19 protein-coding genes, 1 other RNA gene and 2 pseudogenes are annotated in these 19377 nt (G+C 40.9%); 10 read left to right on the top strand and 12 right to left on the bottom strand.

All coding sequences use genetic code 11. The features are described from left to right. The first annotated feature begins 125 nt into the window (after positions 1-125). Positions 126-581, top strand: a complete 456-nt coding sequence (locus tag C3Y93_RS02005) for a helix-turn-helix domain-containing protein (RefSeq protein ID WP_004973749.1) — start codon at positions 126-128, stop codon at positions 579-581. Continuing rightward, a pseudogene (locus tag C3Y93_RS02000) lies at positions 571-1136 on the top strand (IS630 family transposase). Before C3Y93_RS02005 ends, C3Y93_RS02000 begins: the two are co-directional and overlap by 11 nt. Before the next feature lie 431 nt (positions 1137-1567). On the opposite strand, the gene C3Y93_RS01995 reads toward C3Y93_RS02000, so the two are convergent. After that, positions 1568-1813 carry a hypothetical protein gene (locus C3Y93_RS01995; RefSeq protein WP_104851912.1) on the bottom strand — a complete coding sequence of 82 codons (246 nt, stop codon included), beginning with the start codon at positions 1811-1813 and terminating at the stop codon, positions 1568-1570. Positions 1814-2099: 286 nt separating this feature from the next. Between C3Y93_RS01995 and C3Y93_RS01990 the strand changes: the two genes are divergently transcribed. From C3Y93_RS01990 to C3Y93_RS01975, 4 genes are all read left to right on the top strand, one after another. Then, positions 2100-2774, top strand: a complete 675-nt coding sequence (locus C3Y93_RS01990) for an HAD-IA family hydrolase (protein WP_096901429.1) — start codon at positions 2100-2102, stop codon at positions 2772-2774. Further along, on the top strand, positions 2767-3207 hold the full coding sequence (locus tag C3Y93_RS01985; RefSeq protein ID WP_104851911.1) for an RNA-binding S4 domain-containing protein: 441 nt from the start codon (positions 2767-2769) through the stop codon (positions 3205-3207). Before C3Y93_RS01990 ends, C3Y93_RS01985 begins: the two co-directional genes overlap by 8 nt. A gap of 143 nt (positions 3208-3350) precedes the next feature. Further along, entirely contained in the window at positions 3351-4397 is a 1047-nt protein-coding gene (gene recA / locus C3Y93_RS01980) for a recombinase RecA (protein WP_104851910.1), read from the top strand. 79 nt (positions 4398-4476) lie between these two features. After that, the gene (locus C3Y93_RS01975; protein ID WP_104851909.1) at positions 4477-5160 is read left to right on the top strand and encodes a regulatory protein RecX; all 684 of its coding nucleotides are present in this window, start codon (positions 4477-4479) and stop codon (positions 5158-5160) included. A gap of 47 nt (positions 5161-5207) precedes the next feature. Here the strand turns inward: C3Y93_RS01975 and ffs are convergent. Then, an RNA gene (gene ffs / locus C3Y93_RS01970) (signal recognition particle sRNA small type) lies at positions 5208-5304 on the bottom strand. Between the two features lie 348 nt (positions 5305-5652). Between ffs and C3Y93_RS01965 the strand changes: the two are divergent. From C3Y93_RS01965 to tnpC, 4 genes and pseudogenes are all read left to right on the top strand, one after another. Beyond that, a pseudogene (locus tag C3Y93_RS01965) lies at positions 5653-6496 on the top strand (YbgF trimerization domain-containing protein). A gap of 44 nt (positions 6497-6540) precedes the next feature. Then, entirely contained in the window at positions 6541-6924 is a 384-nt protein-coding gene (locus C3Y93_RS01960) for a transposase (protein WP_001055589.1), read from the top strand. Continuing rightward, positions 6921-7256 carry an IS66 family insertion sequence element accessory protein TnpB gene (gene tnpB / locus C3Y93_RS01955; RefSeq protein WP_000618091.1) on the top strand — a complete coding sequence of 112 codons (336 nt, stop codon included), beginning with the start codon at positions 6921-6923 and terminating at the stop codon, positions 7254-7256. The genes C3Y93_RS01960 and tnpB overlap by 4 nt, the downstream gene beginning before the upstream one ends. 74 nt (positions 7257-7330) lie before the next feature. Beyond that, entirely contained in the window at positions 7331-8977 is a 1647-nt protein-coding gene (tnpC, locus tag C3Y93_RS01950) for an IS66 family transposase (protein ID WP_104851838.1), read from the top strand. A gap of 154 nt (positions 8978-9131) precedes the next feature. Here tnpC and lpxA read toward each other — a convergent pair whose 3' ends face one another. From lpxA to frr, 10 genes are all read right to left on the bottom strand, one after another. Then, positions 9132-9920 (bottom strand): acyl-ACP--UDP-N-acetylglucosamine O-acyltransferase, encoded by a 789-nt coding sequence (gene lpxA / locus C3Y93_RS01945; protein WP_004976696.1) that lies wholly within the window; start codon positions 9918-9920, stop codon positions 9132-9134. Beyond that, complete coding sequence (fabZ, locus tag C3Y93_RS01940; RefSeq protein ID WP_004976697.1) at positions 9917-10405, bottom strand: 3-hydroxyacyl-ACP dehydratase FabZ; 489 nt, start codon at positions 10403-10405, stop codon at positions 9917-9919. Before fabZ ends, lpxA begins: the two co-directional genes overlap by 4 nt. A 2-nt stretch (positions 10406-10407) precedes the next feature. Beyond that, complete coding sequence (gene lpxD, locus C3Y93_RS01935; protein WP_004976698.1) at positions 10408-11478, bottom strand: UDP-3-O-(3-hydroxymyristoyl)glucosamine N-acyltransferase; 1071 nt, start codon at positions 11476-11478, stop codon at positions 10408-10410. 3 nt (positions 11479-11481) lie between these two features. After that, entirely contained in the window at positions 11482-11982 is a 501-nt protein-coding gene (locus C3Y93_RS01930) for an OmpH family outer membrane protein (protein WP_104851908.1), read from the bottom strand. Between the two features lie 41 nt (positions 11983-12023). Next, positions 12024-14513 carry an outer membrane protein assembly factor BamA gene (gene bamA, locus C3Y93_RS01925; RefSeq protein ID WP_416224616.1) on the bottom strand — a complete coding sequence of 830 codons (2490 nt, stop codon included), beginning with the start codon at positions 14511-14513 and terminating at the stop codon, positions 12024-12026. Positions 14514-14600: 87 nt separating this feature from the next. Continuing rightward, positions 14601-15956, bottom strand: a complete 1356-nt coding sequence (gene rseP / locus C3Y93_RS01920) for an RIP metalloprotease RseP (protein WP_104851906.1) — start codon at positions 15954-15956, stop codon at positions 14601-14603. 3 nt (positions 15957-15959) lie between these two features. Next, the gene (ispC, locus tag C3Y93_RS01915; protein ID WP_104851905.1) at positions 15960-17156 is read right to left on the bottom strand and encodes a 1-deoxy-D-xylulose-5-phosphate reductoisomerase; all 1197 of its coding nucleotides are present in this window, start codon (positions 17154-17156) and stop codon (positions 15960-15962) included. Continuing rightward, positions 17157-17981 (bottom strand): phosphatidate cytidylyltransferase, encoded by an 825-nt coding sequence (locus C3Y93_RS01910; protein WP_004976707.1) that lies wholly within the window; start codon positions 17979-17981, stop codon positions 17157-17159. It abuts the gene before it with no gap. A gap of 3 nt (positions 17982-17984) precedes the next feature. Next, positions 17985-18737 carry a polyprenyl diphosphate synthase gene (gene uppS / locus C3Y93_RS01905; RefSeq protein ID WP_004976709.1) on the bottom strand — a complete coding sequence of 251 codons (753 nt, stop codon included), beginning with the start codon at positions 18735-18737 and terminating at the stop codon, positions 17985-17987. Positions 18738-18740: 3 nt separating this feature from the next. Further along, positions 18741-19295, bottom strand: a complete 555-nt coding sequence (gene frr / locus C3Y93_RS01900; protein ID WP_004976711.1) for a ribosome recycling factor — start codon at positions 19293-19295, stop codon at positions 18741-18743. Positions 19296-19377: the final 82 nt, after the last annotated feature.

Here is a 19377-nt window from a genome sequence, read left to right as displayed (position 1 = left end):
ATGCCTCTTTTGATAGTTAAAGCGTAACATTTGAGCGCACCTTGCCACATTTATACACAGAACTTATAAGTTGACAAAATAACTAATCATGCGAAAAAGTTTTTTTAGTTAACAGATGTTCACACATGCCTCGAATTGTTTCTGTACCACTTAGTTTAGAACAGCGAGAACGACTCATTTTTCTGGCCAAGCATGCAAAACATTGGCGTGAAAGACAACGTGCCCAAACTATTCTCTGGCTTTCTGAAGGTAAAAGTGTTGCGGAAGTTGCCACTCTACAAGAACGTATCCCAGAAACCATAAGGCTACAACGCCGACGTTGGGAATTGTATGAGTTTGAATCGATTAAAGAAGGTCATCGCTCAGGTCGGCCCAATACATTGATCTCAGACTATCAGGCGAAAATCCTAGATTGGGTCAATACAAGTCCACTCAATGCAGAACAAATCCGAGTCAAACTACATGAAGAATACGAAGTGTCCGTGTCTGTTGAAACCATTCGTAAGTTTTTACGTGATTCAGGTATGGTCTTCAAGCGTACCCGTCATAGCTTGAAAAAAAAGAGATCCGATTGCATTTGAACAAGCAACACAGCAGATTGAAAAATTACGAGAGCAAGCGGCACGTGGTGAAATTATATTAGGTTATGTTGATGAAACAGGGTTTTCATCTACACCTGATAACCGCTATGCATGGACAAAGATAGGTGATGTTCATGCGGTTGATGCAATAAGATTAAAACGAGTTAATGTCATGGGGTGTTTGCTTTCAACGGGGAAACTGGTGACAAGTTGTTTACAAGAGTCAGTTACAAGCACTTGGTTTTATGCCTATTTAACTGGAATAGCTCAACAAGTAAAACAGACTTATAACCTTCCATTGGTTCTTATTGTTGATAATGCCGCGATTCATAGAAGTAAAAAGATGGCTGATTACAGAGAGCTACTTAAAAGTAACTTTTCGACGAATTTGTATTTTATTCCAGCTTATAGCCCTGAGTTAAATCGAATCGAGATGGTATGGAAGCAGATGAATATTATTGGCGAGATTTTCAAGTCATGACAGCTGATAAAATAGAGCAATGGGTGGAGAGAGTATCAAACCAATTCGGAAAAGAATACATGTTTACTTTTTAATGACAGCTTACTGAAATAGACTAAACACGACCTATTACATTTCACTGAGTTTGCTGAATAGCTTAAGTGCAGATTATGACAACTTGATGCATTTTATTTAAAAAGATTCTTTCTTAAATCATTTTTGAATCACTGCAAAGGAAATTCCCTTTCCTTTTAGGAGACTTGCGGAGCATGCTCCTCAGGGAGAGGTTTTTTATAAGAATCCCCTCATCCTGAGCAATACATGGCGTAAAAGAAGGGACTTTCAATACTAATTTTACTGATCATTTATGATCAAATTTCGACTTATAAAAGGATTCTAATTCAGGTTGAACCATTCATAGAATTAAGGTATAAAAAGCCCGATCTGCATCAATCGGGCCAGATTTAAAGGTACACAAATTTGTATACATAATCAAAATCACTAGAATTTTAAATCAAAAAATTAATCAATCCTTTTCTAGAAAAGTTAACTCTCCCTCATCTGAGGTGATTTTAATTTTGACTTTACGATAACTACGTTTATCTGGGTTTAATGCCGACTCTGAAACATGATGGGCGAATTTTTCATCGCCCATTAAATGCGTAAATAGTTTATAACCGATACGCATTTTCTTAATTTTTTTCTTCTTTTTCTCAAATTCATCTAACTGTTTATCTAAATACTTCAAATCTAAATACTGTTGTTCAGCCATAGCTGACTCCCTAATTAAGCTAAGTTTTGCGTTCTATTGCTACGCTTATACAGTTTTAAAAATACAGCAATATGTCAAAAAAATAGTTTTTGTGAACGCTACAGTAAGATTTAAAAAATTGACTGAATTGTAGATTTTTAAATTCAAAACTGCATAAATTTCACACATTCAGCCTAACATAAAACATCAAATAATCGGACAGTATTTTGAGTTATGCCTCAAGCATGTTTAAATGAGCCAGTTTTATTTGCCTTTTGGCAATTGCTTTATGGTTTAGGATGTCTAAATGCACAAAAATATCATCATGTTTGACATGGACGGAACGCTGTTAGATCTCGCTTATGATGATTTTATTTGGAATGAACAACTGCCTATTCGCTATGCAGAATTACACGCCTGTTCTTTAGAGCGCAGCAAAGAAATTTTATACGATTTTTATCAAGCGCATAGCCACACCTTAGAGTGGTATTCCTCACGTTTTTGGACGGCTAAAGTGGGTGTAGATATGCTTGCGATGCAACTTGAATATAAAGATCAAGTCACGTTGCGTCCACAAGCTATCGAGTTACTGGAATATTTAAAAAATAATGGCTATCACATTTGGCTCACCACCAATGCCGATTGTGCAGGTTTAGACTTTAAATTAGCACATACAGGTTTAGCAAAGTATTTTGAAGTGATTGTTAGTTCTGAAAGTATTGGTTATGCCAAAGAGCGCGTTGAATTTTGGCAAACATTGCAACAACAACATGCATTTAATCCTGAAGATTGCTATTTTATAGATGACACCGAAAAGGTGCTTAATGGTGCTAAAGCCTTTGGGATTGGACACTTATATAGTATTGCCCAGCCATCCTCAGCAAAACCTACGCGTCAGACTTGTAATTACCCAATGCTGCACCAATTAACAGATTTAATTCCTGTCTTAGAACAATTTGAGGACACTCAAAAATATGCCTAAAACTTCGTCACACGAAGCAATCGAAAGCATCCGAATTGATAAATGGCTATGGGCTGCACGTTTTTTTAAAACCCGCTCTATTGCAAAAGCGGCCATTGAAGGCGGTAAAGTTCATCACAATGGCGAACGCGTTAAAGTTTCCAAAGAAATTCGTGTAGGTACCGAACTGACTATTCAACAAGGCTTTGATAAAAAAACGGTATTAGTCAAAGCCCTGTCAGGAGTACGTGGTCCTGCTCCTATCGCACAACAACTTTATGAAGAAACTGAAGTGAGTATTGCGCGTAGGGAATTGATTGCCACCCAAAGAAAGTTGCATAATCTAGCACGCCCTGATCATCGACCAAGTAAAAAAGACCGTCGTGATATCAGCAGATTTAAACAAGAGAATGATCAGCAATTTGACCAGTTTTGGTCATATAATGATGATTAAATAGAGCGTCACAGGCTGTCGTACAGCTCGTGATATAAATAGAACTACAGGACAAATTCTGTCACTATATGCACGTGGAAACGATTTAAGTAAATACATCCACTTAAGTATATTATTTAGTGACATCGTATTGAGGTTGTAAGATGGATGAGAATAAAAGCAAGGCGCTGAATGCCGCTTTAAGCCAAATTGAAAAGCAATTTGGAAAGAACACAGTGATGCGTCTAGGTGACAACACTGTGCAAGCGGTAGAAGCAGTATCTACAGGCTCATTGACCCTAGACATCGCCTTGGGCATTGGCGGTTTACCTAAAGGCCGTATTATTGAAATTTATGGCCCTGAATCATCAGGTAAAACGACAATGACCCTGCAAGCCATTGCAGAGTGTCAAAAAGCAGGTGGAACCTGTGCCTTTATTGATGCCGAACACGCACTTGACCCTCAATATGCACGTAAACTTGGTGTAGATATCGACAACTTATTGGTATCTCAGCCTGACAATGGTGAACAAGCCCTTGAAATTGCAGATATGCTGGTACGTTCAGGTGCAATTGACCTGATTGTTGTCGACTCCGTTGCAGCCTTAACCCCTCGTGCCGAAATTGAAGGTGAAATGGGTGACTCACACATGGGCTTACAAGCTCGTTTAATGAGTCAGGCCTTACGTAAAATCACGGGTAACGCTAAACGCTCGAACTGTATGGTGATTTTCATTAACCAAATTCGTATGAAAATTGGTGTAATGTTTGGTAGCCCTGAAACGACCACGGGCGGTAACGCACTGAAATTCTATGCTTCTGTTCGTTTAGATATTCGTCGTGTAGGTCAGGTTAAAGAAGGTGACGAAATTATTGGTTCAGAAACCAAAGTTAAAGTCGTTAAAAATAAAATGGCTCCTCCATTTAAAGAAGCGCTATTCCAAATTCTTTATGGTAAAGGCGTTAACCACTTAGGCGAGCTGGTCGATTTAGCCGTTCAACAAAATATCGTACAAAAAGCAGGTGCTTGGTACTCTTATCAAGGCGATAAAATTGGTCAAGGTAAAAACAACACCATTCGCCACCTTGAAGAGCATCCTGAGCTTGCAAAAGGCATTGAAGCGATTATTCGTGAACAACTGTTGACTACAGGTCAAGCTGCCCCAGTAGAAGATAAAGACGAAGAAGAGTTTGACTTACTTGATGTTTAAGCATGCAGTAAGATGAACACAGACCGATTTAAATAAAACGCTCTACGGGGCGTTTTATTGTATATGGATGCCCCTTATTATGTCTGAGCCCAAATTTCCCAAACTGATTGATTACGCAGCCTTGAAACAACAATTTGGCGAGGATGCAGCGACATCGCAAACCGTGCATACGCATCAAGATACAGACACTGCACTACGTTTTACGTCCACTCATGTCCAACCACTGTCTCAAAATAATAGCGATCACAAAAATGCTGTAGCTTATGAAGATGAAGACGAAAGCAATGATCAAAAACAACAAACAAAACGTCCTGGACTCACAGGTTCTCGTTTACGCAGTTATGCCTTTGCCGTGCTCACACGCAAAGAATATTCTAAAAATGACTTAATTGAAAAATTAGCACTCTATGCAGACAACCGTGAGGAAGTGATTGCATTAGTCAATGAACTGGCACAGGAAAATTACCAAAGTGATCAGCGTCTTGCAGAAATGCTCTTGGCCAGCCAAAAACGCAAAGGCAAAGGGCCAAATCGCATAAAAATGGCACTTAAAAATAAGAAAGTAGATACAGCTTTAATCTCAGAAGAACTCAAAGAAACCGATTGGGCAGAACAGGCCTATCAACTCAAAGTGAAAAAATTCGGCACAGAGGTTGCCAAAGAACCAAAACTAAAAGCCAAACAAATTCGGTTTTTACAATATCGAGGTTTTGATATGGATGCGATTATGAAAGCAATTCGTAGACAAGAACAAGAGTTTTAAATTGAATAAAGAAGATAAATAATTATAATTTTTAAATCTGGTGGCAACCCTACCAGCAAGACTTCGGCACATCATAGTTCTACTACCGCTGCTACCTTCCGGTCCTGACGGGGTTCGTAGAGTACAATTGCGAAGTAACCAGCAGGGCTACCATTGCAAAAACAGAGTATAGAGATTTTTAACAAACTTGCAAGCGTTGTTCTGTATTTCCTTTTATAATGCTATCCAATTGATTATTTTAAAAACAATTGAAGACATTTATAGAATAACCTCACTTAAAATTCAAAACTTAGTCTAACTAAACCATCATAAAATTATTTTGAGATTTAAATCCTAGATTTACCCATATTGCGCTGAGATTGATGATAAGTTTGTAAAAGCTTATTGCAATTCCACGCGTGGACGTTTTAAATGTGGAAAATGACTAAATCAACAGGTTGAGTCCAATACGCTTACAAGGACTCACTTATACAAGATTAAGATGGATATTCAATTATGCTAAAAAAGCATGCACTTTGTGCTCTTGCCCTACTGTGCTCAACGTCTGTATTTGCCAATATTCCAATTGAAAGCCACAACCTCAGCCAAAGCAGTGCTGGCTATGCCAATAGCCCTGCGATTGCAACGAGTAATATGGCAACTGCTAATGTACCCACCAATATCAATTGGCAGTTGATGCAAAAAAATCAGCAACTTGAAAATGACATCCGCCAGTTACGTGGCAAAATTGAAGAACAAGACAATGAAATTGCGCAGCTCAAACATGAATTGCAAAATCGCTATACCGATTTAGATCAACGTCTAGAACTGCTCCAGCAAAAAATAGACCCTGAATCTACTCCTACCGCTGAGGAGGATAACCAAAAGGATACTGCACCCAGTCACCAGCAACAACCAGTTAAATAGCAATGCCCCGCAATCTGCGCAAAATACAACGCATGTGAGTCCAACAGCTCAAGGTTTAAATACCAATATTGAGCTAGAAAAAGCAGCCTATACTGTTGCATTGGATGCCTATAAACAAGGTGGTGCCAAAAAAGCGATTGCACCTATGCAAAACTTTATTAAAAACCACCCAAACAGTGTGTATATCAGCAATGCTTATTTTTGGTTAGCTGAATTTAATTTAGCAATTGAGCCAACCAATTACACCGAAGCCAAAAAGAATTTTGAAATTGTAGCAACAAAGTATCCCCAATCTGCAAAAGCATCAAGTGCCTTATATCGCTTATATAGCATAGCGCAAGATGTAGATCACAAACCTACTTTAGCAGCGCAATACAAAAGTAAAATTGTAAGCATCCGGCTAACACAGCCTTACCAAGCGATCCTATAAGCCTTAATTTAGTTCCCACCTAAAAACAAGTGGGGACTTAATCCATGAACATGGATATATATTCAGCAACACCTCCTGTTGCTAAAAAACGCAGAACATACAGCAAAGAATTCAAACTCAGTATTGTCAATGCCTGTAAAAATCCTAATACCTCGATCGCTTCGGTCGCACTGCAACATAGTATTAATGCCAACCTTGTCAGTCGTTGGATCAGGATCTTCAGCCATCATGAGGGTGCCGTGCAGGATCCTACTCATGTGAATCCAGCATTTATTGCTTTGCCTTACACTGCTGCAATCAGCCAACCTATTGATGAGAGGATCACGTTGTGTATCACCGTGCCTCATACGAATAATGATATTCAGCTAAAATGGCAGACATCAGAAATACCTGCCTTGGCAGAATTACTCAAGGCACTTGCAACATGATCCGCATTGATGAAATCTGGTTGTCTACTCAGCCCATGGACATGCGTGCAGGTATGGATACGACCATGGCTCAGGTGGTGAGAGCCTTTGGCTACATCAAACCGCATTGTGCTTACCTGTTCTGTAATAAACGTGGCCATCGCATGAAAGTACTGGTACATGATGGACTGGGCATCTGGCTGTGTGCCCGGCGGCTGGAACAGGGCAAATTTCACTGGGCTCAAGTTCACCAAGGTGAAACCGTGGCCCTCAGCCCGGAACAGTTACAGGCACTGATCCAAGGTTTGCCCTGGCAGCGCATTGGACGACAGCAGGTGGTGACGATGCTTTAAACCAGGCTGTTCCATTCTGCTATTCTCCAAACGTTCTATTTCATTCTTCTCATGACCTCAGGCATACTGCGGTCATGAATACGCTGCCTGACTTAAGCCAACTGACCCATGAACAACTGCTGGAATTCACCAGACAGTTGGCGATGCAGCATCAGTCTCTAGCACAATCAAATCAAGAATTAGAAAAATCAAACCAGCAATTGGATGCCAAAGTTCAACATCTTGAAGTCACCAATCAGCAATTAGATTCTAAAGTTCAACATCTTTCTATTCTCAATCAAAAATACGAGCATGAACTCGCACTATTTAAACAGCACAAATTCGGCAGTAAAAACGAACATCTCACTGCAAAACAAATCCACCTGTGGGATGAAGCGGTTGAAGAAGATATTGCTGCGGTTGATCTAGAACTGGAACGGCTAAATGCAGATAAAACCGATGCAGCGACACAGAAAGCCAAAACCAATAAACCTAAACGTCGACCACTGCCAGATCATCTACACACCATCCGTATTGAGCATGAACCTGCATCAACCCAATGCGCTTGTGGCTGCCAACTCCGTCGTATCGGCGAAGATGTCAGTGAAAAACTGCATTTCAGACCGGCACAGTTCTATAAGGAACAGCATGTACGTGGCAAATGGGTCTGTGATCAGTGCGACACCCTGACTCAGCAAGCGATGCCCGCCTATGTGATTGATAAAGGCATTGCTTCACCTGAACTGCTCAGCCATGTGCTGGTATCGAAGTATGCCGATCATTTGCCGCTGTACCGTCAACGTCTGATCTATCAGCGGGCGGGAATCGAACTTTCTAGATCAACTTTATCTGACTGGATAGGTCGCTGCGGTGTGGAACTGGAACCTCTGGCCAATGCCTTAAAAGAGGTGGTACTACAACAGCAGGTGCTGCATGCAGATGAAACACCAGTCACCATCATGCGGATGGGTGAGAATGATAAAAAACCGAAGAAAGGTTATGTCTGGGCCTATGCCACTACACAGTACAATCCAGTTCAAGCCGTGATCTATGACTTTCAGGATAGTCGTTCAGGTCAGCATGCTGAAGCGTTCCTGAAAGACTGGCAGGGCCATCTGGTCTGTGATGATTACAGCGGTTATAAAGCACGCTTTAAATCAGGTCAGGTCATTGAGGTGGGCTGCATGGCGCATGCACGTCGTAAATTCCATGAACTGCATGTAACTGGGAAAAGTCAGGTCGCTGAACAGGCCTTAGTGCTGATTCAGAAACTGTATGCCATAGAAGCAGAACTCAGGAAAAAGACCGATGGTACAGCGGAAGACCGCCGCGAATACCGACAACAGCATAGTCAACCAGTGATGCAACAACTATATGAATGGCTCAACCAACATCATCTGACAGTGCCATCGAGTTCTCCTACCGCCAAGGCGATCAATTACACTCTGAAGCGTTGGCCAGCTTTAAGCCGCTATCTGGATGATGGCAATCTACCGATTTGCAATAACTGGGTGGAAAACCAGATGCGCCCCTGGGCGTTGGGACGTAAGAACTGGTTATTTGCAGGTTCGCTGCGCAGCGGTCAGCGAGCAGCCAATATTATGACATTAATCCAGTCAGCAAAGCTGAATGGGCTGGATCCCTATGCCTATTTAAGTGATGTGCTGAAAAGGTTGCCGACACATAAAGTGACTCAGATTGAAGAATTGCTACCACACCGCTGGAAACCTGAACCGAATTAAAAAATAGGCATGGGGTTCAGCGGACGCTTACGTAAAATTCTGAGCCAATACCCAAAGTCTGAAGAAGCAAGATTCTTTAAATAAGCCAATAAAAAAGACATCCGAGGATGTCTTTTAATATTCTGAAGCTTGCCGCATTCGACAAACTCAAAGCTTAACGCACAATACCACGTTCAGATTGCTCTAAAGAATCAATTAAACGCTGCGCTTCTGCCACATTTGGCAAAATATCAATGCGAATTTGCTGAATGGCTTGCTCAGTGGTTAATCCAGATTTGTAAATGAGTTTAAAGGCTTCACGAAGACCTTGAATCACATCCTTCGACCAGCCTTTACGACGCATTCCTTCCACATTCATTGCAAATGCATGTGCAGGATTACCAGAAACCATGACATACGCAGGCACATCTTTAAGAATGAGCGATGCACCACCAATCATGCTATAAGAGTCAATTTTACAGAATTGGTGAATACCAGAGTTTCCACCGACAACCACATAATCCCCAACATGCACATGACCTGCCACACCCACGTTATTGGCAAAAATATTGTGATCACCCACCATACAGTCATGTGCGATATGCGTATTGACCATAAGTAAGTTGTGACTACCAATTTTGGTCAGGCTATTGTCTTGCACCGTACCACGATGCAAACTGCAGTGTTCACGAATTTTGTTGTGATCACCAATTTCTAGCCAAGTTTCCTCACCTGCATATTTTAAGTCCTGACAGACCTCACCTACGCTGGCGAACTGGAAAATTTCATTGTGCTGACCAATACGGGTGTAACCACCAATCACCACATGCGAATGAAGTTTTGTACCCTCACCAATCGTTACATTTGGGCCAATAATACAGTATGGACCAATCGTGACATCTGAAGCGATTACTGCAGATGAGTCAATAATAGCGGTTGGGTGAATGAGTGGGTTATTGCTCATGCTTGCTCTGTTTTCTGATGCGAAACCATAATTTCCGCGGTTGCTGCGACGACGCCATCAACGGTGGCGATACAATTATATTTGTAAATGCCTCGTTTTTGCATAACTAATTCAGATTTTAATACAAGTTGATCGCCTGCAACGACTTGTTTTTTAAATCGAACTTTTTCTGCGCCTGCAAAAAGGAACAAAGAACCTGCGCTCGGTTTCTCATTATTCATGATAAAACCTAAAATACCCGACACTTGTGCCATCGCTTCAACGATTAAAACACCCGGCATGATCGGATAATTCGGGAAGTGTCCTTGCAAGAATTCTTCATTGATAGATACGTTTTTATAACCCACGATACCGTTATCAGTGACTTCTACAATGCGGTCTACCAATAAAAACGGATAGCGATGGGGTAAATATTCACGAATGGTTTGAATGTGCATTGGCAATTCAGGTTTAGTGAAGGTGCTAGAATTCGACTCAGTCATCATAATTATTTACGCAATTTAAAAGTTGATTCAAGGGACTCAATTTGAGATTGCATATCATCAAGTCTTTTCACCAATTGGGTCAATGGCACATCTGCTAATTGTCTGAGGCGCACAACAGTACGTTTCCACTTTTGATTTTCAAACAAGCCTATACCTGACGAATATTTTCCTGATTCAGAAATATTATTTGTGACCATTGACATTCCTGTCAAAGTCACATTATCAGCAATATTTAAGTGCCCTGAAATTGCACTTCCACCACCAATGATACAGTTTTTGCCAATTGTCACACTTCCAGCCACGGCAGTTTTTGCTGCAATGGCCGTATGAGCACCTAATTTGACGTTATGTGCGATTTGCACAAGGTTATCAATAATGACACCATCTTCCAAAATTGTATCATTTAGTGCACCGCGATCTACGCTGCAATTCGAGCCAATACGAACGTCATTGCCAATAATCACCGAACCCAACTGTGCAATACGATGCCATTTGCCTTGATAAGGTGCAAAGCCAAAGCCTTCACTGCCAATTACAGTATTGGCGTGTATGCGCACACGATGTCCAAGCTTGGCTGCGCCTGTCAAAGTCACGTGTGAATCAATAAAACACTGTTGACCAATTTCGACAAAGTCATCAATTTTACAGTGCGATTGCACAATCGTATTGTCACCCACCACACAATTTTCACCAATTACGACGTAATGACCAATATAGGCACTATCGGCGATGATGGCTGATGGATGGATTTGGGCTGTGCTTTCTATACCACGTTGCGTATGCTTACGCTCAAATACATGAGTCAAAATTGCAAAAGCCAGATATGGATTATCGACCACAATAAAGTTGTGATGATTGTCTAACTCGGCTTGTAGTGAAGCGGTCACAATTAAAGCTCCCGCTTGGGAGCTACGTGCTTGCGCTAAATATTTATCGCCATTCACGAATGCAAGTTGATGCGCCTGAGCAGACTCAAGGCTTGCCAAACCTTGCAAACGTAAATCGGCTTGTCCAATGTATTGACCTTGAACTAAACCAGCAATTTCTTCTAAGCGATAATGTTGGGAACTCATTGATTATTTAAGTGCGTTGACCTTTTGGATCATTTTATCAGTTAAATCATACTTCGGGTCATAGGCAAGTGCCGAGTTTTTATTCAAAACTACATCTAAACCATTTTCTTTACGCAATTGTTCAGCAACTTGCTTTAAACGAGTTTCAAAACCATCGTTAATTTTGTGCAATTCTGACTGAACACGGGTTTGTACCACTTGTTGCAAACCATTAAATTCTTTCAATTTCGCTTGAAACTGTGTATTCATTTTTTGCTTTTCAGTATCTGACAAATTCGTAGCCTGCTGCGCTCGCTGCTGCATGGCTTCCAACTCTTTTGTCAGCTGTTCAAGCTTAGTGGTTTGTGGTTTGACCGACTGCTGCAAAGCGAGATTTTGCTGTTTGAGATAACTGCTATTTTCTACAACACGCTCTAAACTTACTACACCATAGCCTGCAGCATGTGCTACTGCTGCCATTGTAGATAAACCCAACAATGCCAAACTCAATATTGTTTTTTTCATATGCTACATCCTGTGTTTAAACAATCCAACACGAGTCGTACTTAGAAAGTACGACCAATTTCAAATTGGATATTTTTGGTGTCATCGCCTTGTTTATCATTCAATGGATATGCATAGCTAAGTGACAACGGACCAATCATGGTAATCCATGTAAAGCCTACACCCACGCTATAACGCATTTCACCGAAGTCAAAGCCGTAGTTGTCTTTACAGTATTGTTTCGCATCTACACCTGGGTCACTTGCCTCACCAGACATATATAACTTACCAGATGGCACATCACACTGCGTATCAAAGACTTGCGCACCTTCAGCAAAAATCACTGGGCGAACTTGACGCGTCCAATCCCCTTTAAATGGTAAAGGCAAAGCCAACTCTGTACCAAATTGGATCAGTGCGTTACCACCCACTTCCTCATAGTCATTATCTTTAGATCTTGATTCACTATAAGTTACACCTGGGTATTTTGGACCCAAGGTACTGTTGTCATAACCACGTACTGAACCAAAACCACCCGCATAGAAGTTTTTATAGAACGGTAAATCATTACCAAAACCTAACTTACCATACCCACGTAAGACAAAATCATGACCTAATGGGAAATAGGCTTGAGCATCATAAGTGACTTTTTGGAATTCTACATCACTGCCCGGTAAGGCAATTTCAGCATTCACACGATGCGACATACCATTGGTTGGGAAAATCGGACGGTTTAAGGTGTTATATGACCAACCCAAGTTTAAGTTATACGTTAGGAAATCACCGTTAAATTCATTATCATAATCAACAGTCTGACCATTACATTTAGTACCAGTTATTTTTGTTGAATCATCAGGATCCTCATACAAGTTTTCTATAGCACCAATACAAACATCTTCAGCTTTGCCAGTTGCCTTACCGCCATGCGCCAATAAGTAATCACGCACATAAGTCGAGACATAAGGCCCTGTAGTCACTTCAGTTTGGTCAATATTTAAACCCGCACTGATGCTTTGGTTTTCATCAATTGGGTAACCGAAGTTAATGCCACCACCAAAACTATCTGTCACATAGTTGTTTACGTTATAGTCATCGTCCAGTTTGGTTTTACGGTAGTACATGTTATAACCACGACGTACACCATCAATCGTGAAGTATGGGTCGGTCACACTCAGATTATAATAGTCTTGTGTTTCAGAACGTGATAAATCAATCGAAACCGAATTACCCGTACCTAAGAAGTTAGTTTGGCTTAAACCAGCTTGGAACGTCACACCACCGCTTTGCGAGAAACCTACCGCCAAAGTACTTGTACCTGAGTGCTGTTCTTCTACATTTACATTTAAGTCAATTTGGTCTGGCACATTTGGAATACGCACAGGCTTGACATCAACGGTTTTAAAGAAACCTGTACGCTCTAAACGGACTTTAGACAAATCAATTTTTTCATTGCTTGCCAATGCGCCTTCCATTTGACGCATTTCACGACGCAGTACTTCATCGGCGGTTTTACTGTTACCAGCGAAGTTAATACGACGCACTGTAACTTGCTGACCTGGGTTGATGTAGTAGTTTAAATCGACCAGTTTAGTTTCTTTGTCAATTTGCGGAACAATATTCACTTCGGCATAGTAATAGCCTGCATTACCATATTTACGTAGCAACAATTGTTTCACCGCATTCACTTTTTCTTGTGAATAGGTTTCACCATCTTTATAAATTTTCAGTGCCGTAAGTTCTTCTGGTTTGTATAAAGCATCGCCCAAGAACTTGCTTTCGCCAAACTTGAATTGCTCACCTTCATCCACCGAAACTTCAACAAAAATATGCTTTTTGTCTTCGCTCAAATTCAAGCTAGAGTTAGTGATATTGAAGTTGATATAACCTTTATTAAGATATAACGCACGTAATGCTTCCAAGCTTGCTGCCATTTTTTCGCGTGCATAGCGGTCATTACGGGTAACAATCGAACTCCAGCTACTTTCTTTAACTGCAAACGCCTGCTTAATGTCGCTTTCTTTAAATACCGTATTACCAATGATGTTGATATCTACCACTTTGGCAGCTTTGCCTTCAACAAACTCTACAGTTAAATCTACACGGTTATTTGGACGTGCTGTGGTAATGACACGTACATCCGCATCATAACGACCTTGCTGCATATACTGCTGTTCAAGTTCAGATTCTAAAGTTTGTAGTGCTGACTTTTTCAGTACTTCACCTTCAGCCACACCCATTTTCTTTAAACCATCTTCCAACGCTTCTTTTGGAATCAGTTTATTGCCTTTAAATTCAACCTTAGAAATGATTGGGCGCTCAACCACTTTAAACACTAAAGTGTCGGCTTCACGACTGGCCTGAATGTCATCAAACAAACCTGTGGCATAGAGTGAACGAATCGCATTGGCCAACACTGCTTCATTGACACGATCACCACTATTCACTGGAATCATTCCATAGACATTGGCTGGCGTTAAACGAACAAGACCATCTATTTTTATATCTCGTACAATGAATTCATCTGCTGCATATACTTGTTGTGTTGCCGCCATTGCACTAACCAGTGCCAAGGGCATAAATAAATGTGTGTGCTGCATGCCAGTCTTTTCCAGTGTTAAATTTATTTCGTATCTACGTTGTTATAAACGCATAATGTCATTAAATAATGCAAGGAGCATCATACTTCCAAGCAGTACCATACCAATTTTTAAACCAACTAATTGTATTTGTTCAGAAACAGGTTTACCACGAATCAGCTCGATAAAATAATAAACTAAATGCCCGCCATCCAACATTGGAATTGGCAATAAATTTAGAATTCCTAAGCTTACGCTCATAAGTGCCATAAAGGAAATAAAAGTTTGCCACCCCATTTCTGCACTTTGTCCTGCTACTTTGGCAATGGTAATTGGGCCAGATAAGTTATCTAAACCAATTAAACCACGTACCATTTTGACAATAGAATTCAGAATCATGCTAGACAGCTGACCTGTTTTATCTACCGCCATAAATAAAGCTTCACTCGGGCTGTATTGAATGGTTTGCTTAAAATCTTCTGGAATGACAATTTTTCCAGGATCACTTTGCACACCCAACACACCCGAAACATTGCCCATATTGTCACGTTTACCTTGTGGCATGACTTCCAGTTGTTGTATTTGATTGTTACGCAGCACATCTACTTTCAGTAATTTTTCTGGCGATGCCTGAACCACTTGTACCACATCGTACCAGTCATTCATTTTTACACCATCAATTGCCACAATTTGATCGCCGACTTGCATACCTTGACGAATGGCCGCACCATCTTCACTTAATTTGCTGACAATAGCAGGAATTTGTGGACGATAAGGTGTAAAACCCAGTACATCTAAAGGCGACTGAGATTGATCATTAATAAAATTTTGAATCGGAAGATTAAAGGTTTTGATTTCACCTGCACGTTCAGCCTGTACCTGAATCTTGCCTGTTTCACCTACACGATCTACCAAGGCAAAGCTCAGCTTTTCCCATGTCGTCACAGGCGTACCATCAATGGCGGTAATCTTATCACCTACTTGCATTTGCGCTGTCGCAGCAGGTGTATCTACCAGCACCTTACCCACACGGGTATTCAACTGTTCTTGAGCGGGTAAAAATAATACCCAGAACAATAATATGGCAAAAATCAAGTTGATTAACGGACCTGCTGCCACAATCGCAATACGTTTCCACGGATGCTGACGATTAAAGGCATAAGGTAGGTCTGCTTCTGCAACGTTTTCTTCGCGTTCATCAAGCATTTTGACATAGCCACCCAAAGGCAGTGCCGAAAGCTGATATTGAATCCCCGATTTTTTAGACGTCCATTTTAAAATGGTGGGCCCAAAGCCTATGGAATACACCAAAACTTTGACACCTAATTTACGTGCAACAAAGTAGTGCCCAAACTCATGAATTGTAATTAAAGGTCCTAGCAAAAGAATCGCTGCAACCACAATAAATAAGGCACTCATGCTTTAGCTTCCTTTATTCAACACAAAATACTGTGCAATAGCACGAGCATTTTGGTCTGCCTGCAAAATCAGTTCAATGCTTTCTGCGGCTGAATTTTGTATTTGGTTCAAGGTATGCTCAACCACTGTCGCAATTTCAGTAAAACGAATTTTTTGCTGCAAGAATGCTGCAACTGCAATTTCATTTGCTGCATTTAAAATAGCAGGCGCCAGACCACCTTCTTGCATGGCTTGACGTGCCAGACTTAACGCAGGAAAACGTGTGGTATCGGGTGCTTGAAAATCAAGCTGATGATTGACAAACAAATCTAAAGGCGGAACATGCGTTTGGATACGCTGCGGCCATGCCAAAGCATGCGCAATTGGCGTACACATATCAGGATTACCCATTTGTGCCAAAGTTGAACCATCCACATATTGAACCATGGAATGAATAATACTCTGTGGATGAACCACAACTGTAACAAAGTGTTCTGAAATTGCAAAAAGATGACACGCTTCGATTAATTCCAAACCTTTGTTCATTAAGGTTGCAGAATCTACCGAAATTTTTTGTCCCATAGACCAATTTGGATGTTTGCAGGCTTGTGCAGGGGTAACGTGTTGCAGTTCTTCTAGGCTATGATTTAAAAATGGGCCGCCCGAAGCAGTCAGTAAAATTTGTGATACACCTAGCTGAGGTTGTCCATTTCTTTCGGTTTGTAAATAATGTTCAGGCAAACATTGAAAAATCGCGTTATGTTCAGAATCTACAGGTAATAACAAAGCACCATGTTCACGTGCCGCCTGCATCATGATGTCGCCCGACATCACCAAGGCTTCTTTATTGGCCAATAACACGCGCTTACCCGCTTTAACCGCAGCCAGTGTAGGTAATAAACCTGCCGCACCGACAATGGCTGCCATCACCACATCCACTTCAGGATGTTCGGCAACTGCGATTAAACCCGCCTCATCGCTTAAAATTTCAATCCCTGAAATGTGTTGCTGTGCAAGTAACTGCTGCAATTCATCAACTTTTGCCGCAGGTACAACCAAAATTTTAGGATGATACTGTTTGCATATTTGAACCAGTTCTTGAATTCGGCTATGTGCCGTCACGGCAAAAACTGAATACTGCTCAGGATGTTGTTGCAGTACTTTTAGGGTGCTTTGTCCAATTGAACCTGTCACACCCAAGATACAAACAGCTTGTGACATTTATAAATCTACGCCAATAAGTTTTAAAACATACATACCTGCAGCAAAAATTGGAGCTGCTGCAAGTAAAGAATCAATCCGATCTAGCACACCACCATGACCTGGCAAAACTCGCCCAGAGTCTTTAATACCTGCACGGCGCTTGATCATGGATTCAAACAGATCGCCCAATACTGAGCTAAATACCGTAAATACCGAAAGAATCAAAAATAAAATATGTTGTGCCAAAGTTAGGTCCAAATACACCACTTCGACAACAATCACAATTAGCATGGCTGTAAACACACCGCCATATAAGCCTTCTACTGACTTGTTTGGACTGACATTTGGTGCAAGTTTTTTCTTGCCTAGTTTGCGTCCAACAAAATAAGCACCTGAGTCTGCACCCCAAACCAACAAGAACAAGTACATTAACCACCACGGCGAACTATTCCATACGGAAAAAATTGCAGTGACCGCAGCAGAAATTAGAATAAAACCAATAAAACTTAAGCTTGGGTTATACCATGCATCGTATTCTGGATAAGACTTGACCCAATAAATACTGAGTAACCATGTCAAAATAGAAGCTGCCCAAAGTAACAAGGCAATATCACTAAAATAAAGTGCCATTGCTGCCAAAGCGGCAGTCAATACACCAAAGCCCCAAGCCACAGGTTTGAGGACATATTTAGTTTTTCTTGGCATGAGTTTGAACCACTCATAGCCCGCAACCCCTGCTGCAACAATCATCAGCATAAACATTGGATAGTGCGACTGAGTTGCAAACATACAACTCAACACCACAGCAACCAATACCAATGCGGTAATAATCCGCTCTAACATGTATTAATTCTCAATTTTCTCTTGTTGAATTTGCTCAGAAGTTTTACCAAAACGACGTTCGCGACCACCAAATACTGCCAGTGCATCGTCAAATTCTTCTATGCTAAATTCAGGCCACAAGGTTTGGGTAAAATACAATTCAGCATACGCAGCTTGCCAAAGTAAAAAGTTGGACAATCTAAAATCGCCACCTGTACGAATCAACAGATCGACAGGTGGTAGGTCTGCCAGACTGACATATTGACCAAAAAGTTGTGTATCTATTTGTTCAATATCAATTTTATGCGCCACAACATCTGCAGCAATTTGTTTTGCAGCTTGTGCCATATCCCACATACCACCATAACTAATGGCAATTGTGAGTGTCATGCTGTTGAAATTAGCAGTCCTTTGTTCGGCATGCAACATTAACTCACGCAAATGCGGCGACAAACGTGAACGGTCACCAATAAAACGTAAGGCAATATTGAATTTTTCCATGCGTGGTAATTGCTCATGAATTGTGGTTTCCAGCAATTGCATGAGTAAATCCACTTCAAACTGCGGACGATTCCAGTTTTCACTCGAAAAAGCAAAAACGGTTAAAGCTTGAATGTGTTTTTTTCTACAATGTTCAACAATCGGGTCAAGTACATCTTTACCAGAGCGATGTCCTTCCCCTTTTTGCATTTGATTTTTTTTTGCAAAACGATTGTTGCCATCCATAATGATGGCAACATGTTTTGGCAAAGACGCGCTGTCTTCCGATGTGGTCATTGATTAGACCTTCATCAACTCAGCTTCTTTTGCAGCAAGACGCTTGTCTACTTCTGCAACGTATTTGTCTGTGATTTTTTGGATGTCATCTGCTGCACGGCGCTCATCATCTTCAGAAATTTCTTTTTCTTTCAATAATGCTTTGATGTCGCCCAATACATCACGGCGGATGTTACGAATAGCAACTTTGGCATTTTCTGCTTCAGAACGCGCAACTTTTTGCATGTCACGACGAGTTTCTTCAGTCAATGCTGCAAGCGGTACACGAATTGCATCGGCTGTGATTGGGTTTAGACCCAAATCTGACTCACGAATTGCTTTATCAATTGCAGACACCATTGAACGCTCAAATGGCTGAACCAATAAGGTACGTGAATCTTCTACACCAATGTTGGCTACTTGGTTAAGTGGCACATCGGAACCGTAGTAAGAAACCATCACACCATTTAAAATTGATGGATGTGCACGACCTGTACGTACTTTGGCAAAACCATGTTCTAAAGACTCTAAAGTCTTGCTCATACGTTCTTCGCTGTCTTTTTTAAGATCGTTAATCATAAGATCTTCCTTACTGTATTCTAAAATTTGAGTCAAAATATAGGGTTAAATTAGACCGTAGTATAAAGAGCTTTGTGGCTCA

The organism is Acinetobacter sp. SWBY1, from assembly GCF_002946595.1.
GTDB lineage: Bacteria > Pseudomonadota > Gammaproteobacteria > Pseudomonadales > Moraxellaceae > Acinetobacter > Acinetobacter towneri.
Note: the sequence above shows the minus strand (reverse complement) of the source record. Positions and strands in the feature narration are given on the sequence as shown.

What these genes read in the sequence shown, in the direction of transcription:
- C3Y93_RS01960 (WP_001055589.1), top strand. Translation starts at nt 6,541, where the DNA reads ATGAACATGGATATATATTCAGCAACACCTCCTGTTGCTAAAAAACGC.
- C3Y93_RS01910 (WP_004976707.1), bottom strand. Translation starts at nt 17,981, where the DNA reads ATGTTAGAGCGGATTATTACCGCATTGGTATTGGTTGCTGTGGTGTTG.
- bamA (WP_416224616.1), bottom strand. Translation starts at nt 14,513, where the DNA reads ATGGCGGCAACACAACAAGTATATGCAGCAGATGAATTCATTGTACGA.
- C3Y93_RS02005 (WP_004973749.1), top strand. Translation starts at nt 126, where the DNA reads ATGCCTCGAATTGTTTCTGTACCACTTAGTTTAGAACAGCGAGAACGA.
- C3Y93_RS01990 (WP_096901429.1), top strand. Translation starts at nt 2,100, where the DNA reads ATGCACAAAAATATCATCATGTTTGACATGGACGGAACGCTGTTAGAT.
- ispC (WP_104851905.1), bottom strand. Translation starts at nt 17,156, where the DNA reads ATGTCACAAGCTGTTTGTATCTTGGGTGTGACAGGTTCAATTGGACAA.
- lpxD (WP_004976698.1), bottom strand. Translation starts at nt 11,478, where the DNA reads ATGAGTTCCCAACATTATCGCTTAGAAGAAATTGCTGGTTTAGTTCAA.
- C3Y93_RS01995 (WP_104851912.1), bottom strand. Translation starts at nt 1,813, where the DNA reads ATGGCTGAACAACAGTATTTAGATTTGAAGTATTTAGATAAACAGTTA.
- rseP (WP_104851906.1), bottom strand. Translation starts at nt 15,956, where the DNA reads ATGAGTGCCTTATTTATTGTGGTTGCAGCGATTCTTTTGCTAGGACCT.
- lpxA (WP_004976696.1), bottom strand. Translation starts at nt 9,920, where the DNA reads ATGAGCAATAACCCACTCATTCACCCAACCGCTATTATTGACTCATCT.
- tnpC (WP_104851838.1), top strand. Translation starts at nt 7,331, where the DNA reads ATGAATACGCTGCCTGACTTAAGCCAACTGACCCATGAACAACTGCTG.
- fabZ (WP_004976697.1), bottom strand. Translation starts at nt 10,405, where the DNA reads ATGATGACTGAGTCGAATTCTAGCACCTTCACTAAACCTGAATTGCCA.
- tnpB (WP_000618091.1), top strand. Translation starts at nt 6,921, where the DNA reads ATGATCCGCATTGATGAAATCTGGTTGTCTACTCAGCCCATGGACATG.
- recA (WP_104851910.1), top strand. Translation starts at nt 3,351, where the DNA reads ATGGATGAGAATAAAAGCAAGGCGCTGAATGCCGCTTTAAGCCAAATT.
- C3Y93_RS01930 (WP_104851908.1), bottom strand. Translation starts at nt 11,982, where the DNA reads ATGAAAAAAACAATATTGAGTTTGGCATTGTTGGGTTTATCTACAATG.
- C3Y93_RS01975 (WP_104851909.1), top strand. Translation starts at nt 4,477, where the DNA reads ATGTCTGAGCCCAAATTTCCCAAACTGATTGATTACGCAGCCTTGAAA.
- uppS (WP_004976709.1), bottom strand. Translation starts at nt 18,737, where the DNA reads ATGACCACATCGGAAGACAGCGCGTCTTTGCCAAAACATGTTGCCATC.
- frr (WP_004976711.1), bottom strand. Translation starts at nt 19,295, where the DNA reads ATGATTAACGATCTTAAAAAAGACAGCGAAGAACGTATGAGCAAGACT.
- C3Y93_RS01985 (WP_104851911.1), top strand. Translation starts at nt 2,767, where the DNA reads ATGCCTAAAACTTCGTCACACGAAGCAATCGAAAGCATCCGAATTGAT.